The organism is Shivajiella indica (assembly GCF_042683085.1).
GTDB classification, from domain to species: domain Bacteria; phylum Bacteroidota; class Bacteroidia; order Cytophagales; family Cyclobacteriaceae; genus Shivajiella; species Shivajiella indica.
This window is the reverse complement of record NZ_JBHUIV010000025.1, coordinates 588,906-608,996: the sequence shown is the minus strand read 5'-3', so window position 1 is coordinate 608,996 and position 20,091 is coordinate 588,906. Positions and strand designations below refer to the sequence as shown.

9 protein-coding genes and 1 rRNA gene are annotated in these 20,091 nt (G+C 38.1%); 8 read left to right on the top strand and 2 right to left on the bottom strand.

Going from position 1 to position 20,091, the window contains the following annotated elements:
• The 5 genes from rrf to ACFSKV_RS18895 all read left to right on the top strand — a co-directional run.
• Positions 1-84 (top strand): 5S ribosomal RNA (gene rrf / locus ACFSKV_RS18915); the annotation flags it as partial.
• Between the two features lie 682 nt (positions 85-766).
• Positions 767-2,869, top strand: coding sequence for an adenylate/guanylate cyclase domain-containing protein (locus tag ACFSKV_RS18910; protein WP_380806417.1), 2,103 nt, complete (start codon positions 767-769; stop codon positions 2,867-2,869).
• Positions 2,870-2,877: 8 nt separating this feature from the next.
• Positions 2,878-6,930 (top strand): nSTAND1 domain-containing NTPase, encoded by a 4,053-nt coding sequence (locus ACFSKV_RS18905; protein WP_380806414.1) that lies wholly within the window; start codon positions 2,878-2,880, stop codon positions 6,928-6,930.
• Positions 6,917-10,966: an ATP-binding protein gene (locus tag ACFSKV_RS18900; RefSeq protein ID WP_380806412.1), complete on the top strand. Its 4,050-nt coding sequence runs from the start codon at positions 6,917-6,919 to the stop codon at positions 10,964-10,966. Before ACFSKV_RS18905 ends, ACFSKV_RS18900 begins: the two co-directional genes overlap by 14 nt.
• Complete coding sequence (locus ACFSKV_RS18895) at positions 10,966-11,769, top strand: hypothetical protein (RefSeq protein ID WP_380806409.1); 804 nt, start codon at positions 10,966-10,968, stop codon at positions 11,767-11,769. The genes ACFSKV_RS18900 and ACFSKV_RS18895 overlap by 1 nt, the downstream gene beginning before the upstream one ends.
• 269 nt (positions 11,770-12,038) lie before the next feature.
• Here the strand turns inward: ACFSKV_RS18895 and ACFSKV_RS18890 are convergent, their stop codons facing one another.
• Positions 12,039-14,441: a ribonucleoside-diphosphate reductase subunit alpha gene (locus ACFSKV_RS18890; RefSeq protein ID WP_380806406.1), complete on the bottom strand. Its 2,403-nt coding sequence runs from the start codon at positions 14,439-14,441 to the stop codon at positions 12,039-12,041.
• 39 nt (positions 14,442-14,480) lie between these two features.
• On the bottom strand, positions 14,481-15,461 hold the full coding sequence (locus ACFSKV_RS18885) for a ribonucleoside-diphosphate reductase small subunit (protein ID WP_380806444.1): 981 nt from the start codon (positions 15,459-15,461) through the stop codon (positions 14,481-14,483).
• Positions 15,462-16,169: 708 nt separating this feature from the next.
• Here ACFSKV_RS18885 and rplU point away from each other — a divergent pair.
• The 3 genes from rplU to ACFSKV_RS18870 all read left to right on the top strand — a co-directional run bounded on the left by rplU (position 16,170) and on the right by ACFSKV_RS18870 (position 20,058).
• Positions 16,170-16,481: a 50S ribosomal protein L21 gene (gene rplU, locus ACFSKV_RS18880; RefSeq protein ID WP_380806404.1), complete on the top strand. Its 312-nt coding sequence runs from the start codon at positions 16,170-16,172 to the stop codon at positions 16,479-16,481.
• Positions 16,482-16,513: 32 nt separating this feature from the next.
• Positions 16,514-16,774, top strand: coding sequence for a 50S ribosomal protein L27 (gene rpmA, locus ACFSKV_RS18875; RefSeq protein WP_380806401.1), 261 nt, complete (start codon positions 16,514-16,516; stop codon positions 16,772-16,774).
• Between the two features lie 215 nt (positions 16,775-16,989).
• Positions 16,990-20,058, top strand: a complete 3,069-nt coding sequence (locus ACFSKV_RS18870; RefSeq protein WP_380806399.1) for a WD40/YVTN/BNR-like repeat-containing protein — start codon at positions 16,990-16,992, stop codon at positions 20,056-20,058.
• Positions 20,059-20,091 lie beyond the last annotated feature (33 nt).

Below are 20,091 nucleotides of genomic sequence, written 5' to 3'. Positions count from 1 at the left end.
TCTTCCCATCCCGAACAGAGAAGTTAAGCCCTGCAGCGCCGATGGTACTGGGGTTACACCCGGGAGAGTAGGTCGCCGCCACATTATTAAGACCCTCAGGAGATATCCTGGGGGTTTTGTGTTTTAAGGGGAAACTAGACTCAAGACACAAGACTCAAGACACAAGACATAAGACATAAGAATTCGGATTTTGGAGGGTGTAATTCAGAGACAGAGATGCAAAGGGTATTTTCTCTTGTGCACTTTTGTGACTGTTGTGGTTTAAAAAATCTTCTTTCCATTTTCGATATGGTTGTCTTTCCCACTGAGACACCAAACAACACAAAAGATGAAAATTAAAAACCTTGTGTTTCTTAGTGCTTTAGTGGGACAAATGGTTGGGATAGGCGGTGCAAAGAAAGGGTTTAGACTTTACCTTTTGTGTTCTTTTGTCACTGTTGTAGTTCGGAACAATGTGGTTTCATTGAGGTGTTTTTTATATACTCAAACCTGTTTTTGAAAAGCAAGTACCTAATCCGACATCTTTTTAATGTTACTTCCCGAAGGTAAGTATTGATAGGAACTTTAAGGTCTTATTATTTTATTTTTTAGGTTATTAGTTTTCCCGATAAAATTCTGATGAAATTAAAATAGTGCTAATTAAATATTGGCTTTTGATTCAAATCCATTATATTAGAAATCAAAGTTTTTAATTCGATCTTTTATTTTATGAGTACTATTTAGTTTGATTTATAAGATGCCACAACTACGTCAACTAGCAGCTATAATGTTCACTGATATAGTCGGATACACGGCATTGATGGGAAACGACGAGCAAAGGGCTTTTGAGCTGTTAAGGAAAAACAGAGAAATCCATAAACCGGTCATAGAAGAATTTGGTGGCAAATGGATAAAGGAATTAGGTGATGGAGTTATGGCAAGCTTTCCTTCAGTTAGCAATGCTGTATATGCCGCAATTAAAATACAGGAAGCTTGTCATGAGGCAAATGCATATGAGTTGAGGATTGGGATCCACCAGGGGGAAGTAATATTTGAGGAGGGGGATATTTTTGGAGATGCAGTGAATATTGCTGCCCGGATACAGGCTTTGGCTGCCCCATCGAGTATTTTGGTTTCCGAATCCGTTCAAAGGGACCTATCCAATAAAAATGATATCCAATCTGAATTTTTCAGAACAGAAAATTTAAAGAATGTAAAAGAACCAGTTAAGGTTTACCGCATATTTTTAGCTGGCATTGAACCGAAAAAACTAAAGCCTCCCAAACTGATCAAATCCTCCATCATACCAGAATATGAATTCGATATCCATATCAGCTACCGTTATAATGACAATAATTACGATGGTTGGGTGACAGAATTTGTTGAAAAACTCCATCAGGAGTTAGGCGCAACCTGTAAAGACAAGCTATCCATCTTTTTTGACAAAAATCCTGAGGATAATAGATTACAATTCGAACATGAGGATGGTAGTGTCTCTTCAAAAATCAAGTCTTTGATATTCTTGCCAATTATTTCACAAACCTATTGTGATGTGAATTCCTATGTTTGGCAGAATGAGTTCAAGGCCTTTAAGGAACAAATCAAATCCGAGAAACTTGGAAATAATATCAAGCTTCAAAATGGAAACTCCATCTCAAGGGTCATTCCGGTAAAAATCCATGATATTGATATGGAGGATGTGAAATTATTGGAAAATGAACTATCGGGAAGTTTAAGGTCCATTGATTTTATTTTTAGGGAGGATGGCGTAAACCGTCCATTACTGCCACTTGATGATGAGAAACAAGGCAACTCTTACCGACCTCTTTATAGGAATCAGATCAATAAATTGGCCAATGCAGTTAAAGAAATCATTTCAGGTATCAAACAATTCCAAAAAGAAAACGTGTTTGAATACTCTTCCTTCTCACCGACTTTAACCCAAATTAGGCCAAATGTAATATCCACCTCTATTTCAGGGGCAAAAGTCCAAATGGGTGAAAAGCAAAAGCCCAATATTTATCTGGCATGGACTTCCAATGACCTGAAGGAAAGAAGGGAAGAGATGGCCATTATCCTTCAAAAAGCAGGGTTCAATGTTCTGCCATCTGTAGATTGTCCGGCTGATGATGAAATATTTAAACAGCGCGCAAAAGAGGATATACAGAAGTGTCTTTGCTCATTACATATGTTAAGTGGAGAATTTGGAAGGAGGTTTGAATCAGAGGATAATGTTTCTTTCCCCCAATTCCAATTTATGGAAGCAAAGAAAAAAATTGATGATCCGGGTTCCGAATTTCAAACATTTATTTGGATTCAACCGGATTCCCAACAATCCATGAAGCCGTCACAGCAGGAATTCATCAGATATATTCGTAATAATATTACCCGCAATATGATGTTTTCGAACAGTGCAGGACCTATGCAGTTAGTCGATGATATCCGTGTAGTAATGATGAAGGAAAAGGTCGAAGTTCATGATACCAAAGACACAGAAATATTCTTTATTTTCAACCAGCAGGATGAAGAGGATGCTAAAATCATTACAGACAGATTAAGCTTGGAATATCCGGTTGAGATTATGAATATTATGCCGGATGGGGAAGATGAGTATCGGGAAGTTTCTTCACAACAAATCCCAAAAAGTAAGTTGGCTGTCGTTTATTTCAAATATGCAGCAGATTGGGCTTTGCCATTTATCAAACAGATTTGGAAAGAAGTTGGAGGAGCATCTTCTCCAACCCCCTTATTCTTTGTAGGGGAAGATGATCCTAGAAGCAACCTCGCAAGGAATTTTAAAGCACCAAAAGTGGTATCTACGATCGTTCCAAAAGATGAAATTCCGGCTGAGGTAAAAAAAGTATATACCACCATTGTTAATCTTAAGTAGGGTGATTTATGTTTGAGGATTTTCAAATATGTCCCTATACCGGTTTGCGCTCCTTCACAGAGGAGGAATCTCTATATTTTAAAGGTAGGGAAGACGATATAGATGCCGCAACGGCCCAGCTTCAGAGAAATAAATTTTTAATGCTTACCGGGGCCTCTGGAGACGGTAAGTCTTCTCTTGTCTATGCAGGTATTATCCCTAATGCCAGATCAGGCTTTCTCAAATCAAAATATTATCAATGGTCAGTCGCTGACTTCAGGCCGGAAAGATCACCATTCAAAAATTTATGTAGGGCTTTGGCCCAGCAGTTGGACATTGCTAACGAAACAACAGTTGAGTCTGAATTAAGGCATGGATTTTCTGCCTTGGCCGACCTTTATAAAAATTCAAAACGCTATCTTGATGAAGAATCCATTTCATGGAAGGAATCAGATGATAAATCAAGGAATAATTTAAAAAGGAAGGCCTCCAATCTGATTATTTTGGTGGATCAATTTGAGGAATTTTTTACCAATCCGGAAAATTATGATAAAGGGGTGCCTTCACAGGAGGCCAACCTGGTACTCAATCTACTCCTTGAAACAGCAAGGATTGCACTTGAAGATGATCTACCTATTTATATCATCTTCACCATGCGCTCCGACTTTATAGGTCAATGTGCCGCTTTTCGGGGATTGCCGGAATATATTGGATTTTCCCAGTTTTTTGTGCCCCGACTAAACCGCTCTCAATTACAGCAAGTGATTGAGGAACCGGCAGTTCTGAGCGGCAACAGAATAACGAGGCGTCTTACCGAAAGACTGATCCATGATTTGACTGAAGGAGTTGACCAGCTTCCTATCCTTCAGCATGCCCTTAATCAGATATGGCATGCCGCAAATAATGGAAAAGATGAAATGGACCTCATTCATTATGCCATGGTAGGAGGTATGGCTTCTGAAGAATTACCTGAAGATCAAAGACAAAAATTTAATGTTTGGTTTGATGGCTTGTCATCCATAATTAAAGACTGTTATCATGAACCTAGCCTCCAAAACGTATTAGATACCCATACCAATAAATTATTTGAACAGGCTTCTTCTTATTGTTTAGAAAAAACCGGGAAGAAAATTAAAAAAGAATTAGCGCAGGCTATTATTAAAAATGCTTTTATCTGTTTGACTAAAATTGACCAAAGCCGGGCAGTAAGAAACAGGATGACCCTCAGGGAGATCACTGATATTTTTGGAAATAAAGATGTTGGGGTAGAGGAAATAGGTGCGGTCTTGAATATCTTCCGTGAACCTGGGAATACTTTTATCCGCCCCTTTATTTTAGAGGATGAGAAAAGTCAGCAGCTCCAAGAATCAGATGTTTTGGATATCACCCATGAAAGTCTTATTCGGAACTGGGAATATCTTGAAAAGTGGGCAGAGGAGGAATATGAAAATTATACTGTTTATCTGGAATACGAACAACAACTCAATCGATGGGTAGAAAGTGGAAAATCAAATGCTTTTTTGATGTCTATTGGACCTTTGACCTATTTTGAAAATTGGATCAATAAATTAAATCCCAATATCCATTGGATTGCCAGGTACTTGCCTGAGGACTTAGATAAAGATAAGAAATTAACCAATGCAAAAACCATACTTAGGAATTCCCAGGAATTTCTTGGCAAAAGTGCCAGAAAACATATTGTGACAAGGACAGTCATGCGGTATGGTGCCAAAAGGATAGGGATTGCTATTGCTTTGTTGGCATTTTTGGTGTTCAGTTCATTTGCCATTCGCCAATACCTGAGACAGCAGAATTCTTATGTCCTCAATGCTATTCATTCGGAATCCAAGGATCTGATTAACAACCCTAAAGTGGCATTTGAGGATAAAATATACCTCATAATTGAACAGTTGAAACTTGACCTTACCAGTGTTGATGAGGTGGTAAATAGCATTTCAGATCCAATAGAAAAAATCAATATTGCAAATGGTATAGCCTCCCTGTTGATTTTTCAGGGATTGGATGAACCAAAAGAAGAAATTTTTAGAAGTTTAGGCATTGCTGATAGCTTATCTGCTCAGTATGCGGTTCCAGGTAATATCAATTCCTCAATTTCGGCTATTTTAAAAGAATTGAATGATTCACGGGTAACACTCGAATTGACCTATTATTACAATCCTGACCCACAAGTTGACATTTGGAAAAAAGCAAATGCCAATAGAGCGGGTAGAATGGTATTGCATATTCTTGAAACCCAACCGGAAGATTTCACTGATATAACGAACCTTACCCTTGCATTGGAACATGCAGTTAATTATAAAGTATTTTCTTCGGATGAAACTCAGCGGCTCATCCAAATTCTTTCTCCATTTGAAAATGAAAGTCAATCAGATTGGATAAACGTAAATTTTGATGCAGATAATTTGCTACCAAGAGGGAATGGCAATTACGGCTTTAGATTTAATGGGTTATATCAGCAACTGGCCTATTTATACGCTTCACAGGGCAATACTGGAAGGGTATTGGATTGTATGGATGTTTTATTGGCCAACGCACAAAACAATTACCAGGGAGATTATGCCGCAGGGGCTGATAATGCTGCCAATATTGCCGCTGTGTATTATAAGTACGAACAAGAGACTGCATTGGATGAATTTGTAAAAGGATATATTTCAAGAAAAAATATTTCTTCGGAGGAATTTTATGCACGTCTTTTGGGAAGAATGCTTAAAAGCATAAATACATCTTATAATTTGCATTTGTTCGGTTTTATGGACGAAAGGCAAAATCTAAACCTTCAGTTCAGTGACAGGGATCAGATCGGATTTTTCTATACAAAATACAGAGAAGCTGTTCTCAAGAGTCTTCCCGATAACGATGAAAGGAATTATTTAATGGCTCTTTCTTTTAAAAATGAAGGGATTTTAAAAAGTTTAAACAAAGAAATTCCAAAAAGTAATGAATTGACTACGGTCCAATTTTTTGATAAAGCATTTGAACATTATAATAAAATATCTTCCTCTTATTTGGAGCAGGCAAATACGGTTATTGGTGTTGCAGCGACGGACAATATTATAGTTCCCAGGAAGTTTTTATTTCTTTACCCTGATTTAAGAATTGGCTTTCCTCCTTTGGAACCAAGAGTTTTCTTTTTCTATTATTTTTCTGATGTTTTTCTGGAGTATCTTCTTGAAAATCAAATTTTGGATTTCTTTTATCCCACCAAAGCTGAACTTGATTATTTCAATTCATGGATGCTTAGCTATAATTCCAAGATGTTTCAACCAAATGGTTTCATTGTGAAACCGATCCGTTATGAAATCTTAAAGGAACTTGAAGCAAAACTAAATGAGAGGCCTGAAATTTCACAAGTGGACCTGAACTGGCTATACTTATACCTAGGTGAATTGGCTTATCAGAAAGAAGATAATAGTGCGATGAAATCTTACTATGGAAAAATCAATTCTGATATTCTTTTAAACATTCTACGTTCCAGGGAATTTGGCAATCAAATCAATAACCATTCCCTAAGATTGATAGCTACTGCAACAGAAGGACTGGCGAATTCAGGGGATTTTGAGGAAATCGAAAAATTATTAAAGCCATTCAACAAAGCAATCAATAGATCCTCTATATATGCTTATGCTGCAAAGGATCTTCTCAATAAGAAAACCAATTCGGAAATGGCCAAAAGGTTATTGGACTCCGCAAGGGTGGAATTCGAAAGGACTGGAATAGTAACTACATTCCAGCCCCATAAAGCCCAACTCGCTTATGCCAGTACTTTATTTGATCCAAAAGAAAATTTAGAGCAGTCTTTCAGGATCATAAAAAATCTTACTCAGAAAATTTTCGCTATCCAATTTATTGTCCGTTCACAAGCTTTTCATGCTAACCTTTATGAGGCAAAAAGGATGTTTCCGGAAAATATTTCTGATGATGATTATTCAATATTTTTAAGTGAAATTCTACTTGGCTATGCTGCTGGTAATGTCGAATTGAAAGATACATGGTCAGAGTTTCAAAAAAATTATCCTTGGTTTTACACGCGTTGGATTTTTTATATAGATGAAAGCAGCTGATATGAATATATGTCCATATACCGGTTTAAGGTCATTTACTGAAGATGAAAGCATTTATTTCAAAGGTCGGGATCATCAGATTGATCAGCTTAGTGCTTTGTTGGAGGAGAATAAGTTCCTGATGGTAACCGGTGCATCCGGTGAAGGAAAATCATCTTTGATTTACGCTGGTTTGATTCCCAATGCCAGAGCAGGCTTTTTTAAAGCAAAGTATACCAATTGGGTGGTAGCAGATTTTAGACCTGAGCGCAGTCCTGTCAAGAACATGGCCTCAGCTATTGCTGAGAAATTCAACATCCCAGATTCCACCGTTGAAATAGAATTGAGGAGGGGTTTTTCTTCAATGATTGATCTCTATACCAATTCGGATTTTTATATAGATGAACAGGATGAAAAGTGGCAACAATTGGAGGAAACAGAGCAACGGAAAAGGAAGCGAAAGGCCTCTAACCTAATGATCATTGTAGATCAGTTTGAGGAATTTTTTACCAATCCGGAAAATTTTTATAAAGAAGCCCCTTCACAGGATTCCCAAATTGTGGTGAATTTGATTTTGGAAACTGCCCGCATCGCTCTCATAAAAAACATTCCTGTGTATGTAGTCTGTACCATGCGTTCAGATTACATAGGACAATGTTCAGCATTCAGAGGGCTGCCTGAATATATCGGTTTTTCACAGTTTTTTGTTCCTCGGTTAAAAAGAAAGGATTTAAAGCAGGTCATAGAAGAACCTGCAATTTTGAGTGGGAACAGGATTTCCCAAAGACTGATTGAACGCTTGGTCTATGATTTGGCTGAAGGTCTGGATCAGCTACCTATTTTACAACATGCGCTGACCCAGATTTGGTTGGCAGCAGATAGTGGGTCTGAGGAAATGGACCTGATTCATTATGCAAAAGTTGGGGGAATGCCTGCTAATGAATTGCCCGACAATGATCAGAAACTTTTCCTACAATGGTTCAAAACTTTGCCTGAGCATCAGCGGGTTTATTATCATCAGACGGGATTAAACAAAGTCATAGAAATCCATGCCAGCATTTTATTTGAAAATGCATGGGAATATTACAATAAAACAAATCCCGAAAACCCCATTTCGCAACAAGAAGCCAAGCGGATTATAGCATTGACTTTTAGTGGTTTGACCAAAATTGATAATAGTAGGGCAGTGCGGAATAGGATGAGTTTGGGAGAACTGACCGAAATCATCAATACGCATAATCTTAATTCGAAAGTTGTAGGAGGAGTTTTGAATATTTTCAGGGAGGAAGGGAATTCATTTATCAGGCCTTTTAAGACAGAGGACCCTGACACCCATATTTTACATGATAATACGGTTTTGGATATTACCCATGAAAGTTTGATCCGGAACTGGAATAAACTTAACGCTTGGGCAAATCAGGAATTTGAATTTTACAGTATCTATTTGGACTTTAAAAAACAGCTGGACCGTTGGAAGGACAATGGGAAAAGCCGGAATTTTTTGTTGCCTATAGGCCCACTTTCATTTTTTGAAAATTGGTATGAGGAATGTAAGCCAAACGTAGGTTGGATCAAAAGATACTCAGAAATCAAAAAGGATGATGAATTAAGAACAAAGGAAGCCAAAAAACTTTTGGATGAGACAAAAGAGTTTCTAAAGCGAAGCAGCAGAAATGCATTTTTTACCCGGACTTTTATGAAGTATGGGCCCCAAAAGATAGGAACTTTTTTTGCCATCTTGGTCATGGTCGTATTGAGCGGCTTTTATTGGTATGATGCTGAACAAAAAGCGAATGAACGGGTCATTGAACGTGCCAGAAAGGAATCATTGGTGTTCCTAAGCAGTCCTGAGGTGCTCAATCAGGATAAGGCAGTTTATTTGCTGGCAGAAGAGCGTTTTGAACCAGGTTATTTGACCTCCTTCTTGTCTTCTATGGATCAAAAGGACAGAATCACTCAAGCCATTGATACTTATAAATTTTTGATCTATGTAGATAAGCATATTGATGACCCTATCAAAGATTTAATCATTGATTTTATTTATGGGGATCTGAAATCACCTGATGCCCAAATTGAATCCGATTATATTTTAGCACAGACTAATAAGTTTCTGTTCATTTTGATGAGGGATAATTATTATAGCCCATCAGTTGCGAAGGAGAAAATAATTTCAGATTTGACTGAAAAGAACAAGCAAAGAGTATTGGATTTTTATAAAGGAACAGGTCAGTTTAGTCCAACTGTTCCATTTGAACTTAATTTGGCCATTCAGCTTTGGCTTACAGCTGGAAAGGCAAAAATAAAGCAGATTGATGAAGTCCTTTCAAATATTTCCCCAAAAGAAAGTGAGGAAGGTAGAAATGCATTCTTAAAATATTACCCTAAGGGCAGTTTCGAACCCAATGGAAGACTTCCAACAGATTTTAACAATGGTTATCATACTTTGGCTTCTCTGTATGCCAGTAAAGGAGATATTAATGGGGTAGAATGGGCATTTGATCAATTACTGGATAATGGGCAAAGGGAATATTTTGAATTGGGCAGGGTATTCAATAACCACCAAAACATCTTAGGGTATTTGTATCAATATAAGTTTAGAGATTTAGCTCCAAGATTAGTGAAATGGATCTCAACCAATACATTTGATAATCCCGAAATAACCGTTTACCGAAATACAATTATCCGCTCAGGATATATTACCCATTTATATATTGGGGCCAATCTCGAACCACAAGCTTTGCGGTCTTATAGAGGTTATATTTATCCCAATCTTTTCTTTTCTGAAAGATATGTTTTTGATCAGATGAGTGAGGATTATGAATTTTATATTAATCAGATTAAAGACATATCTGAGCGCAATTATCAATTGGCTATCAATACCAAAAGAAGGGCTGTTTTTACCCATAAATATTGGTTTGACCGTCAAATGGAAATCAATCAGGAGTTATTGGATTCTTGGTTTGATTTGGCATTTGATTATTATTCGACGTTAAACCCTGCTTTTTTGGAAGAAAAAATAGCCTCAACCATTCCATATTTTGGTGATGGGGTAAGAACAACACAGCCTACAAGAAAAGAATTGTTCATTTATCCAGATTATCGGGACGGTTGGTTCAGCTGGAATTACCATTCAGATATTTTCTATCACTATATGGATAGGAAAGGATTGCTGTCAAAAATGTTTGAGACTGGTGATGATTTACAAACCATACATTTTTGGATCGCGAAAGCCTTTGAAGTAAAACCCTTTCCGCCTCCAGGTACATTGGACAATAATTACATACTTTCTGATGAGACTTTAACCCAGGTTTTGAATTTTATTGAGAGGCACCCAAAAGGTGCTGAGGTGGACAAAAATCTGTTTTATCTGATTTTGGCCAATAGGTCATTTGAAAAGTCGGATACGGTGAAAGGATTTGAATATTACAGAAAATTTGACCAACAATCTATCTCGCGGTCTTCGAATAAATATGAGTATGTAGAAAAAAATTTCTTTCTCAACATGATGATCCAGCTTGCGGTAAATTTAGCCCAATATGGGAAGACTGAGGAATCTGTTGAGTTGGCAGAAAGATTTCCAAGTGATGCTGAAAAGGCCTTCCCTTATATCTTAATGGCAAAAAGAGCTTATCAGGGTAATTCGGATCCTCAAGCTTTTGTTTATTTGGATTCAGTTTCCTCCAAAACAGCAGGTCTGGATTTTAATGTTTTACCACAATCTTTGGATAGTAGACCTTATTTTATCAATGTATTATCCACCATTGGCAGTCAAAGCATCAATAATCTGACACTTGAAATTCTTAGAGATATTCCTGAACAACGAAAATTTGATGCGGTATTTCAATTGGTTTCAGGAATAGCAAGGGAAGGCAATTATTACAGGGCATTGATGGCAATCCCTAATAGCCTGACAGAGTCACAGGATCTGCGATGCAGAGGCTTGATTTTGCTGGAGGCATCCAAAAGAAAGGAAATTGAGTCGGGGGATAGTCGCTGGAAAGAATTGGACAATTGGCTTGGATGGACTGAAACTTATTTTAATTTCTTACCAAACTGATGAAAAAATATAACACCTATTATTACCTGTTATTTGTCCTTTTGGTGATGGGGGCATTTGCTTCTATGGCCCAGAACAGCTATGGTTTTAAAATCATGGGAATGGTCGCCTTTGTTTTTGGCTTGTTATTTCTAACCCAGTTGGTTTATCATTTGAAGAATAAATCAAAAGTTGATTATTTAATAATTTGTGAACTGATAGGTTTGTTTACTATTTCAATCATTTTGGGTTTAAGGGTGTTTTACATACATTTTGAGTTGGTTGAATTATTATTCGGATTGGCAGGAGGATTGCTTGTGGCTGTTTATTCCATTAAAGTATTCAAGTTATTCAAAGAAATTATTCAAAAAAATAAAGTCCTGGCCTGGTTGGTCTTTTGTTTTTATGCTGCTTTGATATTGTATATCCTATCGATGACGGTTACTCCGTTCTTGCCCGTTTTTTCGGAAGTTTTTGGTATTATCGCCTTTGGTTTACTTGTAATTTTTGTAGTCATTTCCTACATCAAAAAGGAGCTTTACTATGGGGCGGAAAAGGGAACTTCCGTTTCATTTATTGCAAAAAGTAAAGACAGGTCTATTGTTTTAATGTCATTGTTCCTTTTATTCACCGTTTATATGGGACTTTCTAAATTGGAAGTACTCCCTAAAATGTATTCGGATGAATTCCCACAGGCGTATTTTGAATTGGTCAATAATGCTGAATTAGGTTTGGAATCTGCCAAAGATGGTAAATTGAGACATGAGGAATTTAAGGAGAGATATGATCAGTTTTTGGAGAATTTTTCAAAAAGGAATGAATAAATCTTGAAAACCATGAAGTGGTTCACCCTTGAATAGCCAACATGAAATGTATCGTTAATATAGGTTATGATTGTACGTCAACCCTACAAGAGGTTGAAGAGTTTTAGGGCTTATAATAGAATACTGGCAAATAAAATCAAAAGGAAATTAGGGCGTTTAGCCATTTTTTTTTTAAACCTTTGTAACGGAATTGAGTAAAGCGAGTATAGAAAAAAAGCGCATGACACCGCCACGCGCTTTTCTAGCATCAAACGAACTCTAAAATGCTGTTAACTTCCGCACATTTCACACCCCTCCGGATTATCCAGGGAGCATGCAATGGCATCTTGTTTAACCGATTTACTCATATCTAGGGCTTGAGGAGTAGCTGCTTTTTTTTCAGGTTCCAAAGCAGACTTGTCAACAGTAAACTGTATTGCGCTAGTAGCTGCCTGTGATCTTAAATAGTACATACCTGTCTTCAATCCTTTTTTCCAGGCATAGAAGTGCATAGAGGTCAGTTTACCGAAGTTCGGATCCTGCATAAACACGTTCATGCTTTGGGATTGACAGATATATGCCCCTCTGTCTGCGGCCATATCTATGATAACTCTTTGGGAAATTTCCCATACTGTTTTATAGATATCCTTGATATTTTGTGGTATTCCGGGAATATTCTGAACAGATCCATTGGCTGCAATCAATCTGTTTTTCAAGGCATCATTCCAAAGTCCTAAATTAATCAGGTCTCTCATCAGATGCTTATTGACTACGATAAATTCACCTGAAAGCGTTCTTCGGGTATAGATATTGGAAGTGTAGGGTTCAAAACACTCATTGTTACCCAATATCTGGGAAGTTGATGCAGTAGGCATAGGTGCTACCAATAGGGAGTTTCTTACCCCATATTTTTTCACTTTTTCTTTCAGTTCATTCCAAGCCCATCTTCCTGATTTTGGGGATACTCCCCACATATCAAACTGAAATATGCCTTTTGATACAGGAGAGCCCTCATAAGTTTCATAGGTGCCTTCTACTTTAGCTAGCTCCATAGAGGTTTCCATAGCAGCATAGTAAATGGTTTCGAAGATGTCCTCATTCAAACCTTTGGCTTCTGCAGATTCAAAGGGCATTCTGAGCATGATGAAGGCATCTGCCAGACCCTGTACCCCAAGACCAATTGGTCTATGCCTGAAGTTGGATCTCCTGGCTTCCTCCACAGGGTAATAATTCACATCAATCACTTTGTTGAGGTTCCTTGTAGCTACTTTGGTTACCTCATATAATTTTTGATGGTCAAAATATTTCTTTCCATCCGGCTTGGTAACCACAAATTTAGGAAGTGCAATGGAAGCAAGGTTACATACCGCCACTTCATCAGGGGCTGTGTATTCTATGATTTCAGTACAAAGGTTGGAAGACTTGATGGTTCCAAGGTTTTGCTGGTTTGATTTTTTGTTAGCGGCGTCCTTGTAAAGCATGTAAGGGGTCCCAGTTTCAATTTGGGATTCCAAAATCTCAAACCATAATTCCTGAGCCTTCACCACTTCTCTGGCTTTTCCTTCCCTCTCGTATTTTTCATAAAGTTTTTCAAACTCTTCTCCGTGACAGTCTGATAAGCCCGGAGCTTCATTAGGGCAGAACAATGACCAATCGTCATTTTGTTCTACTCTTTTCATGAACAAATCAGGAATCCACATGGCGTAGAACAGGTCTCTTGCACGCATTTCTTCTTTACCATGGTTTCTTTTCAGTTCAAGGAAGTCCTTAACGTCTGCATGCCAAGGTTCCAGATAAATGGCAAAACTGCCTTTCCTTTTTCCTCCACCCTGATCTACATATCTGGCGGTCATGTCGAAATTCCTCAACATCGGCACTATACCATTGGAAACACCATTTGTCCCTTTGATGTAACTGCCTTTAGCCCTGATATGGTGTATGGAAAGTCCAATGCCTCCAGCCGATTGGGAAATCTTGGCACATTGCTTCAAAGTATCATATATCCCATCTATACTATCCTCTTTCATAGTCAAAAGAAAGCAAGATGAAAGCTGAGGTTTTGGTGTTCCGGCATTAAATAGAGTAGGAGTAGCATGGGTGAACCACTTCTGGGAAAGTAAATGGTATGTTTCAATAGCTGATTCGATATCTTCTTTATGGATACCAACGGCTACCCTCATCAGCATGTGCTGAGGTCTTTCTACTACTTTACCATCAAGTTTGATCAAGTAGCTTCTCTCCAGGGTTTTAAAACCAAAATAATCGTAATCAAAGTCTCTGTCGTAAACAATTGTCTCATCCAGTTTGGCAGCATGCTTTTTAATTACCCCATATACATCAGGTGCAATCAGGGCAGCATTTTCTCCAGTTTTTGGATTGATGTATGTGTACAGCCTTTTCATGGTATTGGAGAAAGACTGACTGGTAGTTTTATGCAAATTGGATATCGCTATCCTAGCTGCAAGGATAGCATAATCCGGATGTTGAACCGTAAGAGAAGCACATACTTCAGCGGCAAGATTATCCAGTTCAGTAGTAGTAACACCGTCATAAAGGCCATCGATAACTTTTTTGGCCACTTCAATTGGATGGATATATCGGCCATCCAAACCATAACACAGGTTTTCAATTCTGGTAGTGATCTTGTCGAATCTAACCGATTCTCTACGTCCGTCTCTTTTGATTACTAACATGATTTCTTGGGTATTTTTAGGTTGATGGATTAAGGTATTTTAAAAATCCTCTTCTATGGAGAATTTAGGAGAGTCGGCAGTTTCTTTGGATTTCATCACTCCAGCTTTTTGGTAGTCACCCACTCTTTTTTCAAAGAAGTTGGTTTTTCCCTGAAGTGATATCATGTCCATGAAATCAAATGGGTTGGTGCTGTTCCATACTTTGCTGCAGCCCAACTCAACCAAAAGTCGGTCGGCTACAAATTCTATATATTGGCACATCAGGTCTGCATTCATTCCAATGAGTTTGACCGGTAATGCTGAAGTGACAAATTCTTTTTCAATTTCAACGGCATCTTTGATGATTTCAGTAACCGTAGATTTAGGTAAAGGATTTACTACGTGATTGGTGTACAAATGACATGCAAAATCACAGTGCAAACCCTCATCCCTGGAAATCAACTCATTGGAGAAGGTTAGCCCTGGCATCAGGCCTCTTTTCTTTAACCAAAAAATAGAGCAGAAGGAACCTGAAAAGAATATACCTTCCACTGCGGCAAAGGCAATCAGTCTTTCCTGGAAATTACCGTTGTCAATCCACCTTAACGCCCATTCTGCTTTTTTCTTCACACAGTCAATATGTTCTATAGCATTTAAAAGTTTGTCCCTTTCTGCATTGTCTTTGATATAGGTGTCAATTAAAAGACTGTAGGTCTCTGAATGGATATTTTCCATAGCGATCTGGAAACCGTAAAAGAATTTAGCTTCTGTGTATTGAACCTCTGCTACAAAATGTTCTGCGAGGTTTTCATTCACTATACCATCACTTGCGGCAAAAAACGCCAGAACATGAGAGATAAAATGTCGTTCTCCATCATTAAGATTTTTCCAATCTTTTAAATCCTGACTCAGGTCTATTTCCTCGGCAGTCCAGAAGCTTGCTTCAGCTTTTTTATAAAATTGCCAAATGTCATCATGCTGGATGGGGAATAGTACAAATCGGTTTTTGTTCTCTTGAAGAATCGGTTCTATCTGTTGCATCATTCTCTTTATTTTAGTTGTAATCTTTAAAGGTTAGGCCTTTAAATCTTCTAACATAAGCTGGAAATAAAAGGCTGTCTTTTGAACAGCCGTGAACAAATATGACCAACAAAAATTAAAAATAAAACCCCTAAAACCCCGTATTCTTTAGTTTTTTGAATGTTAGTCAAAAACATTATAAATAACTGAAAATAAACATATTATTATACATTAAATTAATAATTACTTTAAGTTATATCGGCCTATAAGGACTATAAAACTTTTTTTCAAATACCTAAAAAAAATTAAATGACTTTCAAAAACATAATTTTTTGAACTATAGTCAAAATTTATTTTCTCAATTTTATTTTTTTAAATTATTGAAAATCAATTAATTATAAAAAATATGATTTTACTAAGAATTAGATGTAACGACGTTGTTAAGACTAATTCAGAAGCCTGTTTTGAAATTTAAAGAAACTAGGAATTTCGACTCTTCATATTTTAATAAAATCCTCATTCTCTGATTCCGGGGATGGGATGGTGGATAATCTTTCCCATACATATATGGGGACTTGAAAAGGTTTGGTTTCAACTCAGATCAATTTATCATTGAAAAGTGTTGTTATATAAGAAGTGGTTTTTTTAATTTCTTTCAACATTGGTTTTTTATTATGGTATAACTTGGTATATTTGCACCTCAATTTCCTAAAGCATTTAATAATATTTATGTACGCAATTGTAAACATCGCAGGAAAGCAGTTCAAAGTAACAAAAGATCAGCAGGTCTATGCACCCAAGTTGCAGGGCGAGGCTGGCGCTTCCGTGGAATTTGATCAGGTATTGTTGGCTGATGACAACGGTACTGTATCAATTGGGGCACCAACAATAGCAGGTGCCAAGGTATCAGGTAAAATACTTGATCATGTAAAAGGTGACAAAGTAATCGTATTCAAAAAGAAAAGAAGAAAAGGTTACAAGAAGAAAAACGGTCACAGACAGGATTTTACTAAAATTTTGATTGAAAATATCTCATTGTAAGATTTCCCCGGAAATCCTAAACTAATAAAGTTATGGCTCACAAGAAAGGTGTCGGTAGTTCCAAAAACGGTAGAGAATCACACAGCAAAAGACTTGGTGTGAAAAAATTTGGTGGTGAGGCAGTTATTGCCGGTAATATCATCGTAAGACAAAGAGGTACCAAGCATCATGCCGGCGAAAACGTTGGTGTAGGTAAAGACCACACCCTGTTTGCACTTGCTGATGGTAAGGTTAAATTCAAGAAAAAATTTGACGGTAAGTCTTATGTAAGTGTAGTTCCTGCAGAAGCATAATACAACCGATGCAATTATAGGAAGGCTCTTCATTTATTGGAGAGCCTTTTTTTATTCAACCCTGTTTGCTTTGGTTGAGAAAAGATTCCTTCTATTTATTGCAAAAGCTGAGTTTCTATGAATTTTTAGCCCAATTTTCAACCAATAATCATTTTTTGCACACATTTAATTCAGTTAAACACTAAATTCCCCAACACTAAACTAACCTTCATGCTATGAATAAAATATTACGATTGCAGTTGGTCTTTGTGCTTGCATTATTCTTCTTTGGATTGGAAGTGGCACAAGGGCAGACTTATGAAGAAAAACTTTATGATGCAGTTCAATGGCGCCTGGTGGGTCCGCACCGAGGTGGCCGTTCGGCTACTGTGGCCGGTGTGGCTTCAGAGAGGAACACCTTTTATTTTGGTGCCACAGGCGGTGGGGTTTGGAAAACCACTGATGGAGGCCGAACTTGGGCCAATATTTCTGATGGTTATTTCGGAGGATCTATTGGGGCTGTTGCAGTAGCAGATGCTGACCCAAATATCATTTATGTAGGAGGTGGGGAGAAGACAGTCAGGGGCAATGTGTCCTATGGTTATGGTTTTTGGAAAAGTACCGATGCTGGTAAAACCTGGGAAAATCTCGGTATGGAAGAAACCAGGTTTATTTCCAGGATCCGTATCCACCCTACCAATCCAGATGTAGTTTATGCTGCTGTTTTGGGAGATATTTTCAAACCCACAGAGATGAGGGGGGTATACAAATCCACTGACGGGGGGAAAAGTTGGAACAAAAAACTGTTTGTCAATCCGCAGGCTGGTGCTGTGGATTTGATTTTAGATCCCAACAATCCTGAAGTGGTTTATGCCACAACATGGGAATTGAAAAGGACTCCTTACAGTTTGGAAAGTGGTGGTCCGGGTTCTAAAATGTTTAAGAGTACTGATGGTGGAGAAACCTGGAAAGAAATTTCAAGAAATAAAGGCCTTCCTTCCGGTACCTTGGGAATCATGGGGATAACGGTTTCCCCATTGAACTCAAACAGACTTTGGGCCATAGTAGAGAATTTGGATGGAGGTGTATTTCGTTCCGATGACGGAGGAGAGACCTGGGAGAAAACCAATGATGACAGGAATTTAAGGCAAAGAGCCTGGTATTATACCAGATTATATGCCGATACACAAAGTGATAGCACCTTATATGTCTTAAATGTGAGTTATCACAAGTCCACAGATGGGGGCAAAACTTTTAAAGGAGCCAATGCGCCGCATGGGGACCACCATGATTTATGGATTGATCCAAAAGACAATAAAAGAATGATCATTGCTGATGACGGTGGGGCACAGGTGTCTTTTGATGGAGGTGAAACCTGGTCAACTTATATGAACCAACCCACAGCCCAATTTTACAGGGTAACTACTGATAATCATTTTCCTTACAGAATTTATGGGGCACAGCAGGATAATTCCACCATGCGTATTGCCCATAGAAATGAGGGTTCTGGTATCACAGAAGAAGATTGGCAAGAAAGTGCAGGATCAGAATCTGGCTGGTTGGCTGTAGACCCAACAGATAATGACGTGGTTTATGGTGGTAATTATGGAGGATTGCTACAAATGCTCAATCATAGGACAGGTGCTAGAAGAAATGTGAATGTGTATCCTGACAACCCTATGGGACATGGTGCAGAGGGGATGAAATATCGTTTTCAGTGGAATTTCCCAATTTTCTTTTCACCCCATGATCCCAAAATTTTATATACCACCTCAAATCAGTTCCATAGGTCAACAAATGGAGGGCAAAGTTGGGAAACATTTAGTCCGGATCTGACCAGAAATGCCAAAGAAAAACTGGGTCCTTCAGGTGGCCCGATTACGAAGGACAATACATCTGTGGAATATTACAGTACCATTTTTGCTGCGGCAGAATCGCCTTTAAAAAAAGGAGTACTTTGGGCCGGTTCAGATGACGGTTTGGTACACGTTTCCGAAGACAATGGAAAAACCTGGACCAATGTGACCCCAAAAGATTTGCCGGAATGGATTCAGATCAATAGCATGGAAGGACATCCTTTTGAAGAGGGTGGACTGTATTTTGCTGCCACATCCTATAAAAACGGGGATTTCGCACCTTATCTGTACAAGACTACAGATTATGGAAAGACCTGGACTAAAATCATCAATGGAATAGATGCTCAGCATTTTACAAGGGTAGTACGTGCTGATCCTGTGAAAAAAGGGGTTTTATATGCCGGTACTGAAACCGGTATGTATATTTCTTTCAATGACGGAGAAAGCTGGAAACCATTTCAGTTAAACCTTCCTATTGTTCCGATTACGGACTTAACCATCAAGGAAAACAATCTGATTGCAGCAACCCAGGGAAGAAGTTTCTGGATCATAGATGATCTAACAGTGCTGCATCAACTTTCTGAAGAAGTGGCCAATAAACCATTTCATTTGTTCAAGCCGCAGGATTCCTATAGATTGGATGGTGTGAGAAGAGAATCAAAAACCGCTGGAACGAATAGACCTGGAGGAGTTTTGGTGTATTATCAGTTAAACCAAGAACCAAAAGAAGAAGTCAGGATTGAAATCTATGACAGCAAAAGGAATTTAATGAGAGAATTTTCTTCCAAGGGAATTGAAAAAGATACTTTGAAATATAAGACAGGTTCAAATGAATTCAATTGGAATTTGCGGATTCCAGATGCCAAAGGTTTCGAAGGTATGATCATGTGGTCAGGTCCATTGAGAGGGCCGAAAGTTGTCCCAGGGGATTATATGGTCAGACTAATAGTTGATGGACAGTCGCAGGATCAGAGTTTTAAAGTTCTGCCGGATTTGAGATATCCGTCAACTCAGGAAGACCTTCAGGCACAATATGATTTTCTGCTAAAAGTCAGGGATAAGCTGACTGAGACCCATGAAACGATTACGCTGATCAGAAAATATCGGGCTGAACTGGATACCATTGTCCAAAAAAATCCACGACAAAAAAGGAGGATAGAACCTATAGTAAAAACCATATCGGACATTGAAAAAGAACTGTATCAGACCCAAAACAGTAGCGGTCAGGATCCCTTAAATTATCCTATCAGACTGAACAACAAACTGGCCCATTTAAACTCCATAGTTGGAACGGGTGAATTCAGGCCAACCGATGGGGCTGAAGAAGTAAGGGTTGAAATTACCAGACAGATAGATATTCAGCTAACAAAATTCAGGGAAATAGAAAAAACCCAGATTTCAAACATTCTGAATATTGAGGAGATGAAAGCAGAACTGGAAAAGAAATAATACCTTATTCTGTTTATTAAAAAGTCCTTGTCA

Coding starts and splice junctions, on each gene's coding strand:
- ACFSKV_RS18890 (WP_380806406.1), bottom strand. CDS start 14,441: ATGTTAGTAATCAAAAGAGACGGACGTAGAGAATCGGTTAGATTCGAC.
- ACFSKV_RS18910 (WP_380806417.1), top strand. CDS start 767: ATGTTCACTGATATAGTCGGATACACGGCATTGATGGGAAACGACGAG.
- rpmA (WP_380806401.1), top strand. CDS start 16,514: ATGGCTCACAAGAAAGGTGTCGGTAGTTCCAAAAACGGTAGAGAATCA.
- ACFSKV_RS18895 (WP_380806409.1), top strand. CDS start 10,966: ATGAAAAAATATAACACCTATTATTACCTGTTATTTGTCCTTTTGGTG.
- ACFSKV_RS18870 (WP_380806399.1), top strand. CDS start 16,990: ATGAATAAAATATTACGATTGCAGTTGGTCTTTGTGCTTGCATTATTC.
- ACFSKV_RS18900 (WP_380806412.1), top strand. CDS start 6,917: ATGAAAGCAGCTGATATGAATATATGTCCATATACCGGTTTAAGGTCA.
- ACFSKV_RS18905 (WP_380806414.1), top strand. CDS start 2,878: ATGTTTGAGGATTTTCAAATATGTCCCTATACCGGTTTGCGCTCCTTC.
- rplU (WP_380806404.1), top strand. CDS start 16,170: ATGTACGCAATTGTAAACATCGCAGGAAAGCAGTTCAAAGTAACAAAA.
- ACFSKV_RS18885 (WP_380806444.1), bottom strand. CDS start 15,461: ATGCAACAGATAGAACCGATTCTTCAAGAGAACAAAAACCGATTTGTA.